The 15,383-nt window shown below is 51.8% G+C and carries 17 protein-coding genes, 1 other RNA gene, 1 pseudogene and 1 riboswitch; of the genes and pseudogenes, 8 read left to right on the top strand and 11 right to left on the bottom strand.

The features are described 5' to 3' along the window. The first annotated feature begins 4 nt into the window (after positions 1–4). Positions 5–550 carry an ActR/PrrA/RegA family redox response regulator transcription factor gene (locus DHN43_RS09620; protein WP_057463014.1) on the top strand — a complete coding sequence of 182 codons (546 nt, stop codon included), beginning with the start codon at positions 5–7 and terminating at the stop codon, positions 548–550. Positions 551–637: 87 nt separating this feature from the next. Here DHN43_RS09620 and DHN43_RS09615 read toward each other — a convergent pair whose 3' ends face one another. Next, a complete protein-coding gene (locus tag DHN43_RS09615; RefSeq protein ID WP_108818477.1) occupies positions 638–1,276 on the bottom strand; it encodes a septation protein A in 639 nt (212 codons plus the stop codon). Between the two features lie 451 nt (positions 1,277–1,727). On the opposite strand from DHN43_RS09615, the gene DHN43_RS09610 reads away from it, so the two are divergent. Continuing rightward, complete coding sequence (locus DHN43_RS09610; RefSeq protein ID WP_063294261.1) at positions 1,728–2,063, top strand: hypothetical protein; 336 nt, start codon at positions 1,728–1,730, stop codon at positions 2,061–2,063. 306 nt (positions 2,064–2,369) lie between these two features. After that, complete coding sequence (locus tag DHN43_RS09605) at positions 2,370–2,837, top strand: DUF1499 domain-containing protein (protein ID WP_108818734.1); 468 nt, start codon at positions 2,370–2,372, stop codon at positions 2,835–2,837. 176 nt (positions 2,838–3,013) lie between these two features. Here the strand turns inward: DHN43_RS09605 and DHN43_RS09600 are convergent, their stop codons facing one another. From DHN43_RS09600 to DHN43_RS09585, 4 genes are all read right to left on the bottom strand, one after another. Further along, on the bottom strand, positions 3,014–3,721 hold the full coding sequence (locus DHN43_RS09600; RefSeq protein ID WP_057463012.1) for a class I SAM-dependent DNA methyltransferase: 708 nt from the start codon (positions 3,719–3,721) through the stop codon (positions 3,014–3,016). 257 nt (positions 3,722–3,978) lie between these two features. Continuing rightward, positions 3,979–4,980, bottom strand: coding sequence for a FecCD family ABC transporter permease (locus DHN43_RS09595; RefSeq protein WP_208995273.1), 1,002 nt, complete (start codon positions 4,978–4,980; stop codon positions 3,979–3,981). Positions 4,981–5,036: 56 nt separating this feature from the next. Then, positions 5,037–5,975: an ABC transporter substrate-binding protein gene (locus DHN43_RS09590; RefSeq protein ID WP_108818475.1), complete on the bottom strand. Its 939-nt coding sequence runs from the start codon at positions 5,973–5,975 to the stop codon at positions 5,037–5,039. Between the two features lie 12 nt (positions 5,976–5,987). Continuing rightward, the gene (locus DHN43_RS09585) at positions 5,988–6,770 is read right to left on the bottom strand and encodes an ABC transporter ATP-binding protein (RefSeq protein ID WP_108818474.1); all 783 of its coding nucleotides are present in this window, start codon (positions 6,768–6,770) and stop codon (positions 5,988–5,990) included. 344 nt (positions 6,771–7,114) lie between these two features. Further along, a riboswitch (cobalamin riboswitch) is annotated at positions 7,115–7,324 on the bottom strand. Positions 7,325–7,549: 225 nt separating this feature from the next. Between DHN43_RS09585 and DHN43_RS09580 the strand changes: the two genes are divergently transcribed. Further along, positions 7,550–8,065, top strand: a complete 516-nt coding sequence (locus tag DHN43_RS09580) for a hypothetical protein (protein ID WP_108818473.1) — start codon at positions 7,550–7,552, stop codon at positions 8,063–8,065. A gap of 120 nt (positions 8,066–8,185) precedes the next feature. Here DHN43_RS09580 and DHN43_RS09575 read toward each other — a convergent pair whose 3' ends face one another. The 5 genes from DHN43_RS09575 to ffs all read right to left on the bottom strand — a co-directional run bounded on the left by DHN43_RS09575 (position 8,186) and on the right by ffs (position 12,086). After that, the gene (locus DHN43_RS09575; protein ID WP_108818472.1) at positions 8,186–8,704 is read right to left on the bottom strand and encodes a GNAT family N-acetyltransferase; all 519 of its coding nucleotides are present in this window, start codon (positions 8,702–8,704) and stop codon (positions 8,186–8,188) included. 115 nt (positions 8,705–8,819) lie between these two features. After that, complete coding sequence (gene recR / locus DHN43_RS09570; RefSeq protein ID WP_063302662.1) at positions 8,820–9,431, bottom strand: recombination mediator RecR; 612 nt, start codon at positions 9,429–9,431, stop codon at positions 8,820–8,822. A gap of 177 nt (positions 9,432–9,608) precedes the next feature. Next, a complete protein-coding gene (locus DHN43_RS09565) occupies positions 9,609–9,935 on the bottom strand; it encodes a YbaB/EbfC family nucleoid-associated protein (protein ID WP_057463002.1) in 327 nt (108 codons plus the stop codon). Between the two features lie 80 nt (positions 9,936–10,015). Then, the gene (locus DHN43_RS09560; protein ID WP_208995264.1) at positions 10,016–11,884 is read right to left on the bottom strand and encodes a DNA polymerase III subunit gamma/tau; all 1,869 of its coding nucleotides are present in this window, start codon (positions 11,882–11,884) and stop codon (positions 10,016–10,018) included. 103 nt (positions 11,885–11,987) lie between these two features. Beyond that, positions 11,988–12,086: signal recognition particle sRNA small type (gene ffs, locus DHN43_RS09555), an RNA gene on the bottom strand. 192 nt (positions 12,087–12,278) lie between these two features. Between ffs and nudC the strand changes: the two genes are divergently transcribed. The 4 genes from nudC (at position 12,279) to DHN43_RS09535 (ending at position 15,199) form a co-directional block, all read left to right on the top strand. Further along, on the top strand, positions 12,279–13,244 hold the full coding sequence (nudC, locus tag DHN43_RS09550) for an NAD(+) diphosphatase (protein ID WP_108818470.1): 966 nt from the start codon (positions 12,279–12,281) through the stop codon (positions 13,242–13,244). A 61-nt stretch (positions 13,245–13,305) separates the two neighbouring features. Further along, the gene (locus DHN43_RS09545) at positions 13,306–13,920 is read left to right on the top strand and encodes a histidine phosphatase family protein (protein WP_108818469.1); all 615 of its coding nucleotides are present in this window, start codon (positions 13,306–13,308) and stop codon (positions 13,918–13,920) included. A gap of 111 nt (positions 13,921–14,031) precedes the next feature. After that, complete coding sequence (locus DHN43_RS09540; protein WP_373456187.1) at positions 14,032–14,739, top strand: sulfate transporter family protein; 708 nt, start codon at positions 14,032–14,034, stop codon at positions 14,737–14,739. Between the two features lie 46 nt (positions 14,740–14,785). Continuing rightward, positions 14,786–15,199, top strand: a complete 414-nt coding sequence (locus tag DHN43_RS09535; RefSeq protein WP_108818467.1) for a GNAT family N-acetyltransferase — start codon at positions 14,786–14,788, stop codon at positions 15,197–15,199. Here the strand turns inward: DHN43_RS09535 and DHN43_RS09530 are convergent. Beyond that, positions 15,166–15,383 (bottom strand): annotated as a pseudogene (locus DHN43_RS09530) (IS6 family transposase); the annotation flags it as partial. The gene DHN43_RS09535 and the pseudogene DHN43_RS09530 overlap by 34 nt on opposite strands.

Below are 15,383 nucleotides of genomic sequence, written 5' to 3'. Positions count from 1 at the left end.
CAAAATGACAGAACCAGAAGTTGCACCTCTTGGACGCCTTCTAATCGTTGATGACGATCGTGCTTTCCAGCAGCGCTTGGAACGTGCGATGCAGAAACGAGGGTTTCACACGGAAACCGCTGACGGCGTAAGAGAAGCGCTGAGTAAAGTTGCAGCACAGGCACCTGATTATGCTGTCGTAGACATGCGCCTCGAAGATGGCAGCGGTCTGGACGTGGTTGAAGCCATCCGCATGAAAAAGCCGGACGCGCGCGCAATCATCCTGACCGGCTATGGCAACATCGCAACTGCTGTAACAGCAGTAAAGCTTGGTGCCATCGACTATCTCGCAAAGCCAGCTGATGCTGATGATATTCTGGCAGCGCTGACCCGCCGTCCAAACGATAAAGCCCCACCACCAGACAATCCAATGTCTGCTGACCGGGTTCGTTGGGAGCATATCCAGCGCGTTTACGAACTGTGTGACCGCAACGTTTCAGAGACAGCCCGTCGCCTGAACATGCACCGCAGAACACTCCAGCGGATCCTGGCAAAGCGTGCACCGCGCTAATCCAGCGGCATTCATTGCTACAAAAACACAAAAGCGCGGCTCAAACCGCGCTTTAATTTTGTCTGTACTTGGGGAAGTGAGAGAGTTTTAGCTCTTCTCTTCGCTCTCTAAGCTGTGTTTCTGGATCAACGGAAGCTGCATCATGGTGAAGACCATGGTGATTGGCATGAAACCAAAGACCTTGAAGTCCACCCAGAAGTCCGTTGAGAAGTTGCGCCAGACAAACTCATTGATCAGCGCCAACACAAAGAAGAACAGACCCCAGCGCATAGTCAGCTTGCGCCAGCCTTCCGCATCCAGCTTGAACGCGCTGTCAAACACATAGCCCAGCAGAGACTTACCGAAGAACAGCCCACCCAGCAGAATGGAACCGAATAGGGTGTTCACGATGGTTGGTTTGAGTTTGATGAACAGATCATCCTGCAAATACAGCGTCAGTGCGCCAAACACGAGCACCACACCACCAGACACCACCGGCATCACGGGCAGATGACGGGTGAGGATGTAGGACACGGTGAGGGAGATGGTGATTGCCACCATAAAGGCAGCTGTTGCAATAAAGATCGGCTGACCAAGAGCACCCAATGCAGGAAACATCTCGGCAAGCTGTGCGCCTCTGGAGTTGGCGATGAAGAAAACGCCCAATGGACCGAGCTCAAGGGCCAGTTTCAAAAGTGGCGAAACGTCTTGGCGCTCAGTTGTCTGCGTAGAGCGTTCTGAATTCATCTGCAAAGGCTTCCTTTTGTTGCTTTTCTCCCGACCTGAGAGATTTAAGCAGCAATTTTGCTATTAAAAGGGCAATTAAGAGCGAAATTGCAAAATCGTCAAGTTTTATGGCACCAATATAGCCGTTTTGAGGGGCTATAGCCTTAATTATGCGTTCATCTTGCAAAACGCGAGGTGTTACAGCCAACTAGGAAGTAGCAGTTTGCTTGCTAGTTAGCGCTGAAATTTAGATTGCATTAGAAATTCTAAGCAATTTATGAGTGTTTTGTAGTCACATTTAATGTGTCTATTTGATTTTACTCATGAATTACAAATGGCAAAAAGCAAAATTTATCAATTAGTTCGCGATGAGTTTACGTCGACAGAGTGTTTTGAATCTCATATTTATTAAAATGCTGCACATGTTGATGTGTAGTGGCGATATATCCAAATTCATCTGGAACTAAATATTATGAAAACCACTCTCAAATGCCTCGCAGCTGCACTTCTGCTTAGTGCTTCTACACAGTCTGCCTTTGCTGGCCCTATTAAAGATGCAATGATCAAGCACGCCACCATCGCGAGCTTCATTGGAGCAGAAAAAAGCTGCGGACTCATTATTCCTGATGCAAGGGGCAAAGCACTGCTCGACGAAATCAAGAGTGAAGATGAAGGGTTTGTTATGAGTGTCGTCATGATGTCTATGGTGCATGAGCAAGTTGTTCAGAAAATCGAAGATCCTGCCGCTCGTGAAAAATATTGCTCTGAGCTCATCGCCGAAGCGCGCGAGCAGGGCGTGATTGACTAAGTCAACATTTAAACACTTGCTCACCAGATCATATCTTTGAGGCTGGGAGCACTTGCAAGTCAGTCGTGATTGAGCATTCTAAGGCGGCGCTTGGATTAACCCTCAGCTCCGCCTTTGTTGTTTCTGATGACATGTTCAGAGTTGCAGAGCAGCCCATCTGATCTCAGATGCAAACCTGTAAGAGATGCCAACAGATTGTGTCGCACTCTAAACACTAGAATTTCATTTCGCCCGCAACCTCTGAATGAGTTATGCTTTGTGCAAGTGGGAAATTCGGGAACGATGATATTCAAAGGTCTTTCTAAAATGGCTGTTATTGCAATTCTTCTGGTTGCGCTTGTGGTTGGCGTCACTGTAAAACTTATCTGGCAAAACTCCAGAGTACCGGATTATGTTGGCGTGCAAGATGGTCAGTTTGCGGCTCTGCCCAACTCCCCCAATGCCGTCTCTTCTCAAACAGAAGACACAGCCCGCCGTGTGGAGCCTCTGCCCATGCTCTCCTCCTTTGAGATCACACAGGCAGCTCTCACCAACACCTTGCAGGAGATGGGCAAGAACAAGATCAGCAAGGTGGAAGGATCATACCTCCACGCCGTCTTCACAAGCTCAAGCATGGGTTACAACGACGATGTAGAGCTCTGGATCGATGAAGAGGCAGGCGTCGTGCACTACCGCTCTCAATCCCGCGTTGGCTACAACGATATGGGCGCCAACAAGGCTCGCTACGAGCGCTTCAGAAGCATTTATTCCACATTCACCGATGCTGAGAATTGACTCAGAGGCAACTAACACGCCTGTGAGTTTCGCAGAGTCAATATCCCCTTGAAATGACTCATGAATCTACCCGACTTCACACAGCGCACTGACTCTGCGGGAGATAAACCGCAGAAACCTTGAGACTCACAAAACTGTAAGTAGCCAGTGAGTCTGAAGCGGGTCAGGAGGGCAGTCTACTTGCTGCAGTGGCTCTGGCATTTGAAGAAGATGAAGCTCGGGTTCTTCTGCAGCTTCTCATAGTGGATTGGAGATTTTTCTTTCATCTCGGCAGCTGGCATCCCTTCGCGCAGGTCCACAACACACATTCCGGCAGCTGAGAGCCACCCAAACAGCATGGAGAGTGGGCGGCGATAAAAACTCACCTTCACCGGCATACCAATGGTGTTCCATTCCTCCGTCACATGTTCCTGACGCAGATAACTACCGCTTGGAGAGCACTGTGCATCCACCAGCGGATGATGGGTTGAGAAAACGAAGTAACCACCCGGCTTCAACACGTTTCCGATGTCTCTGAAAAGCTTGTTCAGGTCTTCGACGTAATGGATCATCAACGGACAGATCACGATATCAAACGTGCCTTCCAGTTTTTCCGGCAACCCATTAGACAAGTCAGAGGTGTAGCACTTGACGTTGTCGTCCAGCTTCTCTTTCACCAGCTTCAGCATCTGCTCGGATTCATCAATGCAGGTCACATCGGCACCGTGATCATAGAGAAACTGCGCATACACGCCGGGGCCGCACCCAAGATCCAGCACCTTCAGCCCTTGCAGCGGCGGCAGCATGCCAAGCAGGGTGGGGCGCTCTAAAAGAGCGTTGTAGATGTTCTCCTGAATGGCCTCATCATACTGCTCGGCAAAATCGCTATACAACCGAGATGTCATTCACGTACTCCGCATCAAACACATGTTCCCGAACAAGACCTCTGATCAACGCCTAGGAATATGCGACAAAACCATAATTAAAAGCAGCCGAAACCAACCGGAATAAAGGTAAATACCTTTCAAAATCCGTGTTTCTGCCATGCTGCCAGATGGGCCTTGTATGAGTCTAACGCGAAAAAACTGTGTCGTGATGACGGCAAGCACAAGCTCATATCACAGCAACTACGAGATGCCGGAGTGCTTGAAAAACGGCAGACCTACCGCTTTTCTCTCAATAACCAGATAAAGAAGACCCCACCAACAAGCCCGGTGATAATGCCAATCGGCATGTCCTCCGGCTTCATCAGTGTCCGTGCAGCCACATCCGCCAGCAACAAAAAGATTGCCCCGAACAATGCTGAGACCGGGATCAGGCGCCGATAATCACCACCCACAAACAACCGCACAATATGAGGCACCATAAGCCCCACAAACCCGATCATACCCGAGAACGCCACCATAACACCGGTAATCAGTGCCCCAATGACAAAGGTCTCCAGCCGGAATGCGCCAACGGAAATGCCAAGCGTGGTCGCTGTCTCATCGCCAATGGTCATGGCGTTGAAGTGTCCGGCCCGCAGCCACAGCCAGACCCCGCAAAGGACCAGCACCACCAACGGATAGATAAGGTGTCCCCACTGTGCCAGACCTAACCCACCCAACATCCAGTAAACCACACTGTGCGTTGCCCGCGGGTCTGCCAAAAAGATGAGAATGTTCGCGCCTGCCATCAGCACAAAGCTCACCGCCACACCGGTCAGCACCAGCCGATCTGCACTGGTCGCGCTTGTAAACTTCGCCACCCCAATCACCAGCAGCGTTGCCCCAAGAGCACCCAGAAACGCCAGCAATGGCACGGTGAGCATCCCCAGAAACAACCCGGTATGCAGCAGCGCCAGTACAGCACCAAACGCACCACCAGCTGAAATACCGATCAAATGCGGATCAGCCAAAGGGTTGCGGGTGACGGACTGAAGGCAAGCCCCCACGATGGAAAGGCCAGCCCCCACCATAATCGCCAGCAGCGCACGGGGCAGGCGGATCTCCCAAAGAATACTCTCCCGCCCCAGCGACCAGCTCGGCTCAACCGCCCCCGGCACCAGTTTGTTGGCAAGAACACCCCATACAGTCTCCATGGAAATGGAAACCGCCCCAACGGAGACCGCAAGGCAGACAGAAAGAACCAGCGCAGCCAATCCCACGCAGATGATCTGCAGCATATGATGAGAGGAGCCCCCTTTGGGGGCAGCAACAACGCCGGTTCCTTCGCTCATTCTTAGTTCCCCCAGAATGCCGCTGCGAGTTTCTTGATCGCTTTGATGTTGCGCGGCCCCGGTGTGGCCTCAGCATATTCCAGCGTCACGAACCGGTCGTTCTTCACCGCATCCATATCCGCAAAGGCTGGGTTGTTGAGCATGAACTCACGCTTCTGCTCAGCAGTCACCTCGCCGTAATTCACAATCACGATCATCTCTGGATTAGCCTCAACAACAGCCTCCCAGTTCACCCGCGCCCAGCTCTTTTCCAGAGTATCCATCACGTTGGTGCCGCCAGCAGCCTCAATCATAGCCGTCGGCATGGCATAGCGGCCCGCTGTAAACGGAGAATCCTCACCACTGTCAAACACGAAGACGCGCAGCGGCGTATCGCCAGCGGTCAGGCCGGCCTTGAACTGCGCAAGATCATCGCGGTAGGACTGCACCAACGCTTCCGCCCGCTCTTCAACATCAAAGATGCGGCCAAGGTTCAACAGATCATTGTACATGTCATCCATGGAAACCTTAGGCTTCTCACCAATATGGATGCAGCTCTCGGTCAGCTCGTACACCTTGATGCCGAACGGCTCCAGCGTCTCCGGCGTCACCTCACCGCCAACCCTCATGCCGTAGTTCCAGCCTGCGAAGTAGAAGTCCGCATCAGCTCCGATCAGCACTTCTTTGCTTGGATATTTCGGAGAAAGCTCCGGCAGCACGGCCACTTTATCTGTCAGCTCTTCATCCAGCGTCTTCCAGCCAGAAACGCCGGTGTAGCCCACCATGTTGTCCTGCAGCTCAAGCGCCAGCATCATTTCGGTGAGGTTGGAGTCGTTGGAAATCGCCCGCTGCGGCACGCCATCAAATTCGACAGTGCGGTTACAGCTCTTGACGGAAACGTCTGCCAGCGCAGCAGAAGAGGAAAGCAGCGCCACAGCCAGCGCCAAACCAAGTTTTTTCATGAAAAAGTACCCTTAAGAATGAAGGTCGAATGTCAGAAGAGAGTGTTGTCCGGCCACCAGCTGATCGCGCGTTGTACGCACCTGAAAAGCCTTGGAAACCAAAGCGGGGGAGAGGATTTGCTCCGGCGCCCCAAAGCCAAGCATCTGCCCGTGGTCCAGCAACAGGATCTGGTCACACACCTCAGCCGCCATGTTCAGGTCATGCAGACTGGTGATGATTGTCAGATCCAGCTCTTCAATGAGCTTCAGAATTTCCAGCTGATGGCGAATGTCGAGATGGTTGGTCGGCTCATCCAAAATGAGCAGCTCTGGCTCCTGCGCCAGTGCCCGCGCCACCATCACCCGCTGCCGCTCCCCGCCAGAAAGCGTGCCAAACAACCGTCCGGCCAGCCCATCCAGCTGCAAAGCGCGGATAGCACGGTCCACCACCTGCCGGTCGCGTTCGCCATATGCCGCCAGACCGCTGCGATAAGGCGTGCGCCCCAGCCCCACGATCTCACGCACCTTCAGCGCAAAGTCCGTTGGCTGCTCTTGCAACACCGCCGCCACCCGCTGCGCCGTCACTTTGGCGGAGAGGGACCAGATGTCATCGCCGCCAACACAAATCCGTCCGCTCATCGGCTTGTTGAACCGATAGAGCAGCCGCAACAGCGTAGACTTGCCAGCCCCGTTCGCGCCAACCACGCCAAGCACTTGCCCCGCAGCCAACTCAAAACTCAGTGGCTGTAACACCAACGAACTCTTCCGATCAGGCGCCCACGAAACATCGCACACAGAAACAAAAGCCGCGCTCATGCCAAAGCACCCGTGCGCAGCTCAGCCTCAATCGGGCAACCAAAGGTGCCTAAATGATGAGAAACAGGATCAAGCATCGTACCAACCCACCTGAGTGAAACACTACACATCATCAATGTAACGTTATAACGTTACATTGATTGTCGAATCCTGAGGCAAAAGTCAAGCGCACACGCGCGTCGACCATCAGCGGTTCGCAAAACGATCCGGGATAAAGTTTAAGTCTTGAGGAAACAGGTAACATAACGCCCTCCGCGCAACGGCAGGGGCAAACAGAAACCGGATATGTGAGAGGCTTGCGCCAATGCAACCATTATGGCCTCCTCCGGGACGCCCCGCCCGGGTTGAAGTGAAACATAATGGCAGGTCTCCTGACTCGCGGGTCTGTGCTCAGCCAGCCTTCCCGGATCTCTCCAGTGGCATGCTTGGCGTCGCTCGCCGCTTACAGTTGCGGGGGCAGTCACGGAATTAGCGCCTGTTGGCTACACTTCACCGTGTTCCCTTTTAATCCCGAGGCCTTTCGCACCTCAGAAACCATAGGCCCGCATACTGAATTTTGCAGACCTCAATTGCAAGCGCTTTCGAGAATAGACCTGAGGTGCTGTTGATAGCAATTGCCAGCAACTCACTTGAAACACTCAAATACTTTCGCAAAACCATCCCAAGTTTTCCATGAATTTCACTTGTGACAACGCCTTGCTAGGCTCTTGGCAATGACCAAACAGAGATTGCTTGAATTCACCAACTTTGACCATCCGGATAGCAATAAGTGAAAAGAGATGAAAACAGTCATTAAAAAGACTTCGATAATCGCGTGTGTCTTTGCTGCCTGTTTTGCAGTTTCGGGATGTTTGTTGACTGGAGCTATTCTTCCAGCCCCTGGGTATACTGAGATTGTGAAAATCGACTCATCATTGACGAACCAGGAGCTTACCCGCAAGTTACTTGTTATCTTTAGAAATTACGGTATAGCACCGTGTGCATGGTCAAGGCTAAGTCCCGAGTTCTATGACGCGGTCAATTACTCAGCTTACTATAGATCGCTGAATGGTTGCATTTGGGAAGCTTATCATCAGCCAGAGCAACCAAAAGTGAATGCTGATAAAGCCATAATCGTTATTGGATACTTCCCTGAGTACAATAACAATGTAGCAGGGCAATCAGCGAGATTTCGAAGACTTAATAACGACGAGTTGGAGGTCACGGTAAAGGGACAAGGTGCGTACTACATGAAGCTCCCAAGCAAAAAAATCGCTCAAAAATTTGCCCGGATTATCAAAGAAAACCTGCAATAACAGCACACCCCTCCGTCTTCCCGGACAAGCGCAGCGCAGATCCAGGATCCAGAGTGACACAAACAAAATTGAACGGTTTCTTCTGAATTTGTTTTGTGAAGACCGACGGAAGCAACCTACTCACCCCAAATCAAACCGCTTACAAATCCGGTCTACTGGTGTCCCATCAGCCAGCGGCACGGCTTCCAGCACTTTGTAGTCTTTGAAGCCGCGGGAGGTGTAGTAGGCGCGGCCGCCGGTGTTGTCGGTGCGGATGGTGGCGTTGATGGCGACGAGGCCTTTGCCTTCCAGATTGGCAAGTGTCGCTTTGAACAGCGCACTGCCGATGCCGCTCTTGTGCAGGCCCGGTTTCACAAAGGTGCCGATATCAACCCAGTCAGCGGGGATATCTCCGTAATGGCTGGCAGTCTGGAAGCCAAGTGGCTCACCGCTCTCACGGTCAATCGCGCAAACACTGCTCTCCAGAATTTTGGCTTCAAGAAACCACTCAATGAACTCACCTTTGTTCAATGGCTTCTCGAGTCCAGTTGTCCCCCCGGTCTCAATAATCCGGTTGAGCAGGGCGAGCAGTTCGTCCACATCGTTGCGCTGGGTTTTACGGATGAAAAACTGGGTTGGTTTGGCGGAAGACGTGTCCATTTTCAAAAATCCTGTTCAACGCAATAAATACGCAAATCTTTCAAATCAACGCACATAGCAACGCAAACGACTTAAGCGGCGGAAATACCCGCATAAGTGCCGAGCAAGAAACCTGCTAAAACTTTGTTCTTGCTCGCAAAGCCTGTGCCAGCGTGCCCTCGTCAAGGTAGTCCAATTCCCCACCAACCGGCACGCCATGGGCAAGACGGGTCACTTTCACATTCTCAAATCGCGCAAGCTGGTCCGTAATGAAATGCGCAGTGGTCTGCCCTTCAACGGTCGCATTAACAGCGAGGATAACTTCGCTCACCGCACCGCCTTCAATCCGCTCAACCAGCTTGGAAATGTTGAGGTCATCCGGCCCAATCCCGTCCAGCGGAGACAGGGTGCCACCGAGGACATGATAATGCGCACTCACAGCGGATGCCCGCTCCAGCGCCCAAAGGTCAGAGACGTCCTCAACCACCACAATGGTTGCTCCATCCCGGCGCGGATCAGAGCAAATGGTGCAAGGGTCACTGGTGTCGACGGTGCCACATTCAGAGCAGATGCCGACCTGATCAACCGCCACGCCCATGGCTTCAGCCAGTGGGATAAGCAATTGATCTTTCTTCTGAACCAGATGCAAAGCAGCACGTCTGGCCGAGCGCGGGCCGAGGCCGGGCAGCTTGGACAGCAGCTGTATCAGGCGTTCAATTTCGGGACCAGCAACCCTGCGTGTACTCATCTAAAATCTATGCTCTCTGCGAGAAAGAAAAGGCACCCGCAAAGCAGTTTTGCGAGACAATGCCAGATAAACTATGCCCGCCTGAAGAGGCGGGCAAGAGGGAATAAATCCGTTTCAGGCCTACCGCCAAATCTGCGCAGGGCCGCGGTGATTTGGCAACAGATAGCCTTGAAGATATTAAGAGCCGAACGGGAGTTTCATGCCAGCTGGCAGACCCATGCCGGACATCATGTCCTGCGTACGCTCCTGCACCAAAGCCTCGCCTTTTCCCTTAGCATCGTTATGCGCAGCGAGGATAAGATCTTCCAGGATCTCAACTTCATCCGCATTGATGAGAGAAGGATCAATCTTCAAACCAGTCATTTCACCTTTACCATTCAGCGTAACGGTGACCATGCCTGCGCCTGAGGTTCCCTCAACGGAAAGGTCGTTTACAGTCTCCTGAAGCTCGCCCATCTTTTCCTGCATCTGCTTGGCTTGCTTCATCATTTTAAGAAAGTCCATCGACTCGCTCCTTAAACGTCTCTTGAGCGCGCATCAGCGCTCTATCAATTCGGTTCATAAGGTTTCATAGCACAGAAACCTTAGAAATCTTGGGTGAAATCCATAGAGTCCATGTCTTCTATGTCGACAGACTCGGACGCCGCTTCAAGGGGGAGATCTTCCTCCTGCTTCAAAATGCGCACGTCAACAACCTTAGCCCCGGGAAAGGCAGAAATAAGTTTCACCACTTCCGGATCAGAATGTGCATCCGAAACCAACTGCCTTTGATTAGCTTCTTTTTCCTCATGCAACGTCGGTCGGCCTTGGTCACGACTAACCGCAACAATCCAGCGACGACCCGTCCATTCCGTCAGTTTTCGGCCCAACTCTCCAGCCGCATCAGCTGTCGCAATCTCAGTCGGCTGCACTTCAATGCGTCCCGGCTGGAAGTTGACAAGACGCAGCGCACGCTCGACAGAAACTTTGACTGGAATGTCCTTCATGCGGGCTGCAAGTTGAGCAACCTCGGCCCATGAGCGGATCGCAATCTTCTCTTTCGCTTCCTCAGCCTGTCGCATCTGAGGGGCTGATTGCGGTGCAGCGCCAATAGCTTGCGTCATCGGCTGGCCGCCAGCCACAGCGCGTAACTGAGGGGCTGAGCCGCCACCGGATGGAACAGCGCTGGCGCTTGGTCCACCGCCGCCCTGTGGCGCGTTGCCCGCAGGCGCATTGCCACCAGCAGGAGAGAACTTGCCAGACTTTAGTAGCTTCAGCGCCTCTTCCGGATCAGGAAGATCAGAGGCGTAGCACAAGCGCACCAAAACCATGTCAGCCGCAGCCAACGGTTTCGGCGCATTCTGTACTTCGTTAATTCCCTTCAGTAATATCTGCCATGTTCGAGAAAGAACGCGCATGGATAGCTTTTCAGCAAAGTCCCGCCCACGCTGCCGCTCACTCTCCGTGACAGAGTTCTCTTCACCCGCCTTCGGCACTGCTTTAAGGCGAGTCACCAAATGGGTAAAGTCTGCAAGGTCAGAGAGGACAACTGCCGGATCGGCGCCCACATCGTACTGGGCTTTGAGCTCATCAAGAGCGCTGGCAATGTCGCCGCGCATCACGTGCTCAAATAAATCTATCACCCGGCTGCGGTCAGCAAGGCCCAGCATCTGGCGCACTTCATTCGGCTCAATGCGGCCTGCACCATGCGCAATAGCTTGATCCAAAAGGGATAAACTGTCTCGGGCAGACCCTTCACCAGCGCGAGCAATCAGAGCCAGCGCCTCATCAGAAATTTCTATGCCCTCTTTACCGGAGATCTCGCGCAGCAGAGAAACGAGCGTAGAGCTTTCAATCCGGCGCAGGTCAAACCGCTGACAACGAGAGAGGACAGTCACAGGAACCTTACGGATTTCTGTAGTCGCAAAAATGAATTTCACATGCTCCGGCGGCTCTTCCAGCGTCTTCAACAACCCGTTGAACGCCGACTTGGAGAGCATATGCACCTCATCGATGATGTACACTTTGTACCGCGCACTCGCCGGACGGTACCGCGCTGCTTCGGTAATCTCGCGAATGTCGTCAATGCCGGTATGAGACGCCGCATCCATCTCGATCACATCGACATGACGACCTTCCATGATCGCCTGACAGTGAACGCCGGGTTTATCTAAGTGTATGGTAGGCTTATCAATTTCGCCTGCGATCTCGTAGTTCAGGCCTCGTGCCAGAATACGTGCAGTGGTCGTTTTACCAACACCACGAACCCCGGTTAGCATCCACGCTTGAGCGATGCGTCCAGTCTCAAATGCATTCTGCAGAGTCTGAACCATCGGTTCCTGACCATAAAGATCATCGAAGGTACTAGGTCGGTATTTACGGGCGAGAACGCGATATGCACCATCGCTGCTGGAAGAATTATCTTCCGCGCCTGTTGTTGTCTGGTGCTCGTCTTGAAGGTCTATTCCGTCCATATCGCCCAAATCCTCAGCCACTTCAAAGGCAAGGTAAAACTTACTCCCGGCCATTCAAGACGAAGACCGGCCGCTTGTCGAGTATGGGCGCGGGGAAAATTAGGTGGGAGGCTGGCACGATGACCCGTGCCATGGACTCGTTAGGGCTGCTTCCTTCCGGATCTGACCCGGTTGGCGAGTGGCTCGTCCACCACCAACCTCCCGATCGTGTATATGGTCGCTTTACCTGTATTTTGCAAGCGTTCATTGGCGTTTACCGCTTGCTACTGTGGACGAGACTGTGAATCTTCAGAGAGTTCTGCCAAATCTGAATTCAGAAAATGTCGCCACAACATTGCATTTCAGTGCTATCTCGGGTTCACTTTACATAAGTTTATAATTTAAGGAATTCGAAATGCTGGCCGAAACAGCTGAGGTGTATGACGCCTCTGCAGCTCTTTGTTATTCTGCCAACTCGCTTAATCGCTGTGGTGAAAAACGTAAAGACACTGAATGGGTTAACTCGCTAAAGACGAGCCCGGATGCCCGCTTTTTAATTCAGGCAAACGACGCTTTCATCTTCAATAAAGAGGTTATGACTGAGCCTTTCATTCATTCCGTTGAGATGCTCAAAACTCTGAATATCACTGATCGGACGACCATCTTTCTTGGCATTGACGAGACTGATGGAGACCGCCCATACTTTAGTGTGCGTTACACAGTGGATGCTGAAACGCTTGATGAGGAACTGGAAAAACTCGGAGCATTCGCGGCATACGGACTGCGCGGAATAGCGATGAAACGAGCAGCCAGTCAGGAAGTGCTTGGAATGATGGCACAGGCTGCTTCTGTAGGCCGCTGGCATTCCTCCCATAAGATGTGTTCTCAGTGTGGACAGCCAACGGAACTCGCCGAATCTGGCTATCGACGGGATTGCCCGTCTTGCTCTGCGCAGCACTTCCCAAGAACGGACCCCGCGGTGATAATGTTGATCACCCACGGGGACAAATGCCTGATGGGGCGTCCTTACCATCTGATGGAAAATGTCTACACAACACTCGCTGGGTTTGTTGAGCCGGGCGAAACCTTTGAAGACGCCGTCCGCCGAGAAGTTTTTGAAGAAGCAGGCGTTAAAGTCGGCAAAGTGGAATACGTCGCCAGCCAGCCATGGCCATTCCCATCAAATATTATGATCGGGTTCCACGGTGAAGCGCTGACGACTGACTTGAATATCGACTATGAAGAAATGGAGGATTGTCAGTGGTTTTCTAAAGAGGAGACACTGAAGATGCTCCAAGGCGAAGCAGAGTCGGGATTAATTTGTCCCCCTGACATCTCTATCGCGCATCATTTGATCAAGAAATATATCGAGGAAAAATGACCCATGGACGAGTAGAGCCAGTGGTTATTTAACAGGTGCCTGATGGCACCGGGGAGGTGCCATGACTTACTGTATATATTTGACCCACCCAAATGTTGACATCGATCCGGCAACCCCAGTTCCGCACTGGGATTTGTCGGATAAAGGCCGCGAACGTTTAGAACAAGGCCTGCGCCAGCCATGGCTTTTGGAAATCGATCACGTCATTTCCAGTCGCGAAAAAAAGGCAATCGAGACTGGTCAGATTATCGCGAGCCACCTGGGTAGGGAGCTGATCACAGCGGCTGGCCTTCACGAAAATGATCGCAGCTCAACCGGTTTTCTTGAGCCAGATGAGTTTGAGCTTGTCGCTGATGAGTTCTTCAGTCGCCCCGCAGTGAGCGTTCGCGGCTGGGAACGGGCGTTGGATGCGCAAAGTCGTGTCGTCACTGCAATTAAACAGGCGCTCACCGCAATTCCAAGTGGCGAACCTGTTCTATTTTCTGGCCATGGAGGCGTGGGAACGCTGCTCAAATGTCACCTCGCCAACAATGCAATCGATCGCGCCTTCGATCAGCCTCCGAATGTTGGAGGTGGTTGCTGGTTCCGTTTTGATCCAGTCGATCTTGAGAAGTGTTCCGCTAGTCTCGAGAACCTGAAGTGGCAGCTGATCGATGAGATGGAACTCGCTCAGTAAACTTGGGAACGTTCCGGCGCAAAGAACTGAAGCAGCCTGTTGATCCTGATGGATGGCAAGCTGCTTTACAAGCGTCAGCTCTTGTTGCAGACCGGGGAAATGCTTATCTAAGTGCCATCTGTTTTCATAAATTTGGCACAAGAGATGTTATCGGCAGCAATAAAATCATTTTCGCAGGTTTTTGAACCGCATTTCAGAAGCATCTTTTTCAAAGCCTTAGGGCTAACATTGCTTCTTCTTCTTGTCGTCTGGATCGCCATTCAAGGCGTAGTCGGGTATTTCATAGACTTACCACAAGATTGGCAGGATACGACGGTCAGTATCGTAACAGGCATCGGCGCATTAATTGGTCTCGGCTATATCCTAGCTCCGGTTTCAGCGATGGTGGTAGCCTTCTATCAAGATCAGATTTCCGAACTTGTTGAAGAAGACTCTTATCCCAATGAAAAGCGAGGCAAAGCGCTGCCGCTTGGCGAGTCTATTGTAACGGCTCTCCGTTTTGTCGGCGTTATCATTGTCGCCAACATTTTTGCTCTGATGCTGTTCTTCATTCCCGGTATCGGCCAAATCGCATTTTTGCTCGTGAATGGCTATCTGTTGGGCCGGGAATATTTTGAGTTTGTCGCAATGCGCTTTATGTCGCCGCAAGAAGCAAAAGCTTTTCGTAAATCGCAAGGCGGAACCGTATTCGCAGCCGGACTGATCGTTGCGTTTGTTCTCGCAATTCCAATCGTGAACCTGATCACTCCACTCTTTGCGACGATCTTTATGGTGCACGTTTTCAAGACATTGCGAACAAAACGCAATCTATCCGTCTAGACTCAATAATAACTACAATTTTAAGAAATAACAGGAAGTAGCTGCGTTGCCTATTCGAAGCTTTATTGCTGACGATCTAACCTGGACGCACGCTCTGAACGAAGAGCATGCTGTCGAATTGTCCTCTTTGACACGTGATGGCTTTGCAGAGCTTATCGAGAAAGCAACCTATGTAAGGATTGCTGACAAGGAAGCTGGTCTTCTCATCACATACGACCAGGACGGTGATTATTCTTCGATTAATTTCAAATGGTTCTGCGTAACCTACGATGATTTTCTCTATGTCGATCGGATTGTGATTTCTAAAGCTGCACGAGGACAAGGCATTGCAGGCAAACTCTACGATGACCTGTTCAACTTCGCGAAGTCAAAGGGGCCCTGTTGCAAATATTGCTTTGAGTTAAATATTTACCTCAGCGCCGTTTATCAAGCGGCCCATGCCTCAATTTCGGCACGGTGATGATCAAAGAGCTCCGAGAACATGTCCGCCCCTAAGCCAAATGTACGCTCGATAAGACGGACCTCGCCCTTGATCCCAGGTTGGATCTGGAACGCTTTGGCTTGGCCCTTTTTGAGGGCACGCATCACCTCAAAACCCTTGATCGTGGCGTAGGCTGTTTTACGTGATTTGAAGCCTAGTGTGG

The sequence above is a fragment of the Pseudovibrio sp. Alg231-02 genome, assembly GCF_900143565.1.
Classification (GTDB): Bacteria; Pseudomonadota; Alphaproteobacteria; order Rhizobiales; family Stappiaceae; genus Pseudovibrio.
The sequence above is the reverse complement of the archived record's forward strand: the minus strand, read 5'-3'. Positions and strand labels throughout refer to the sequence as shown.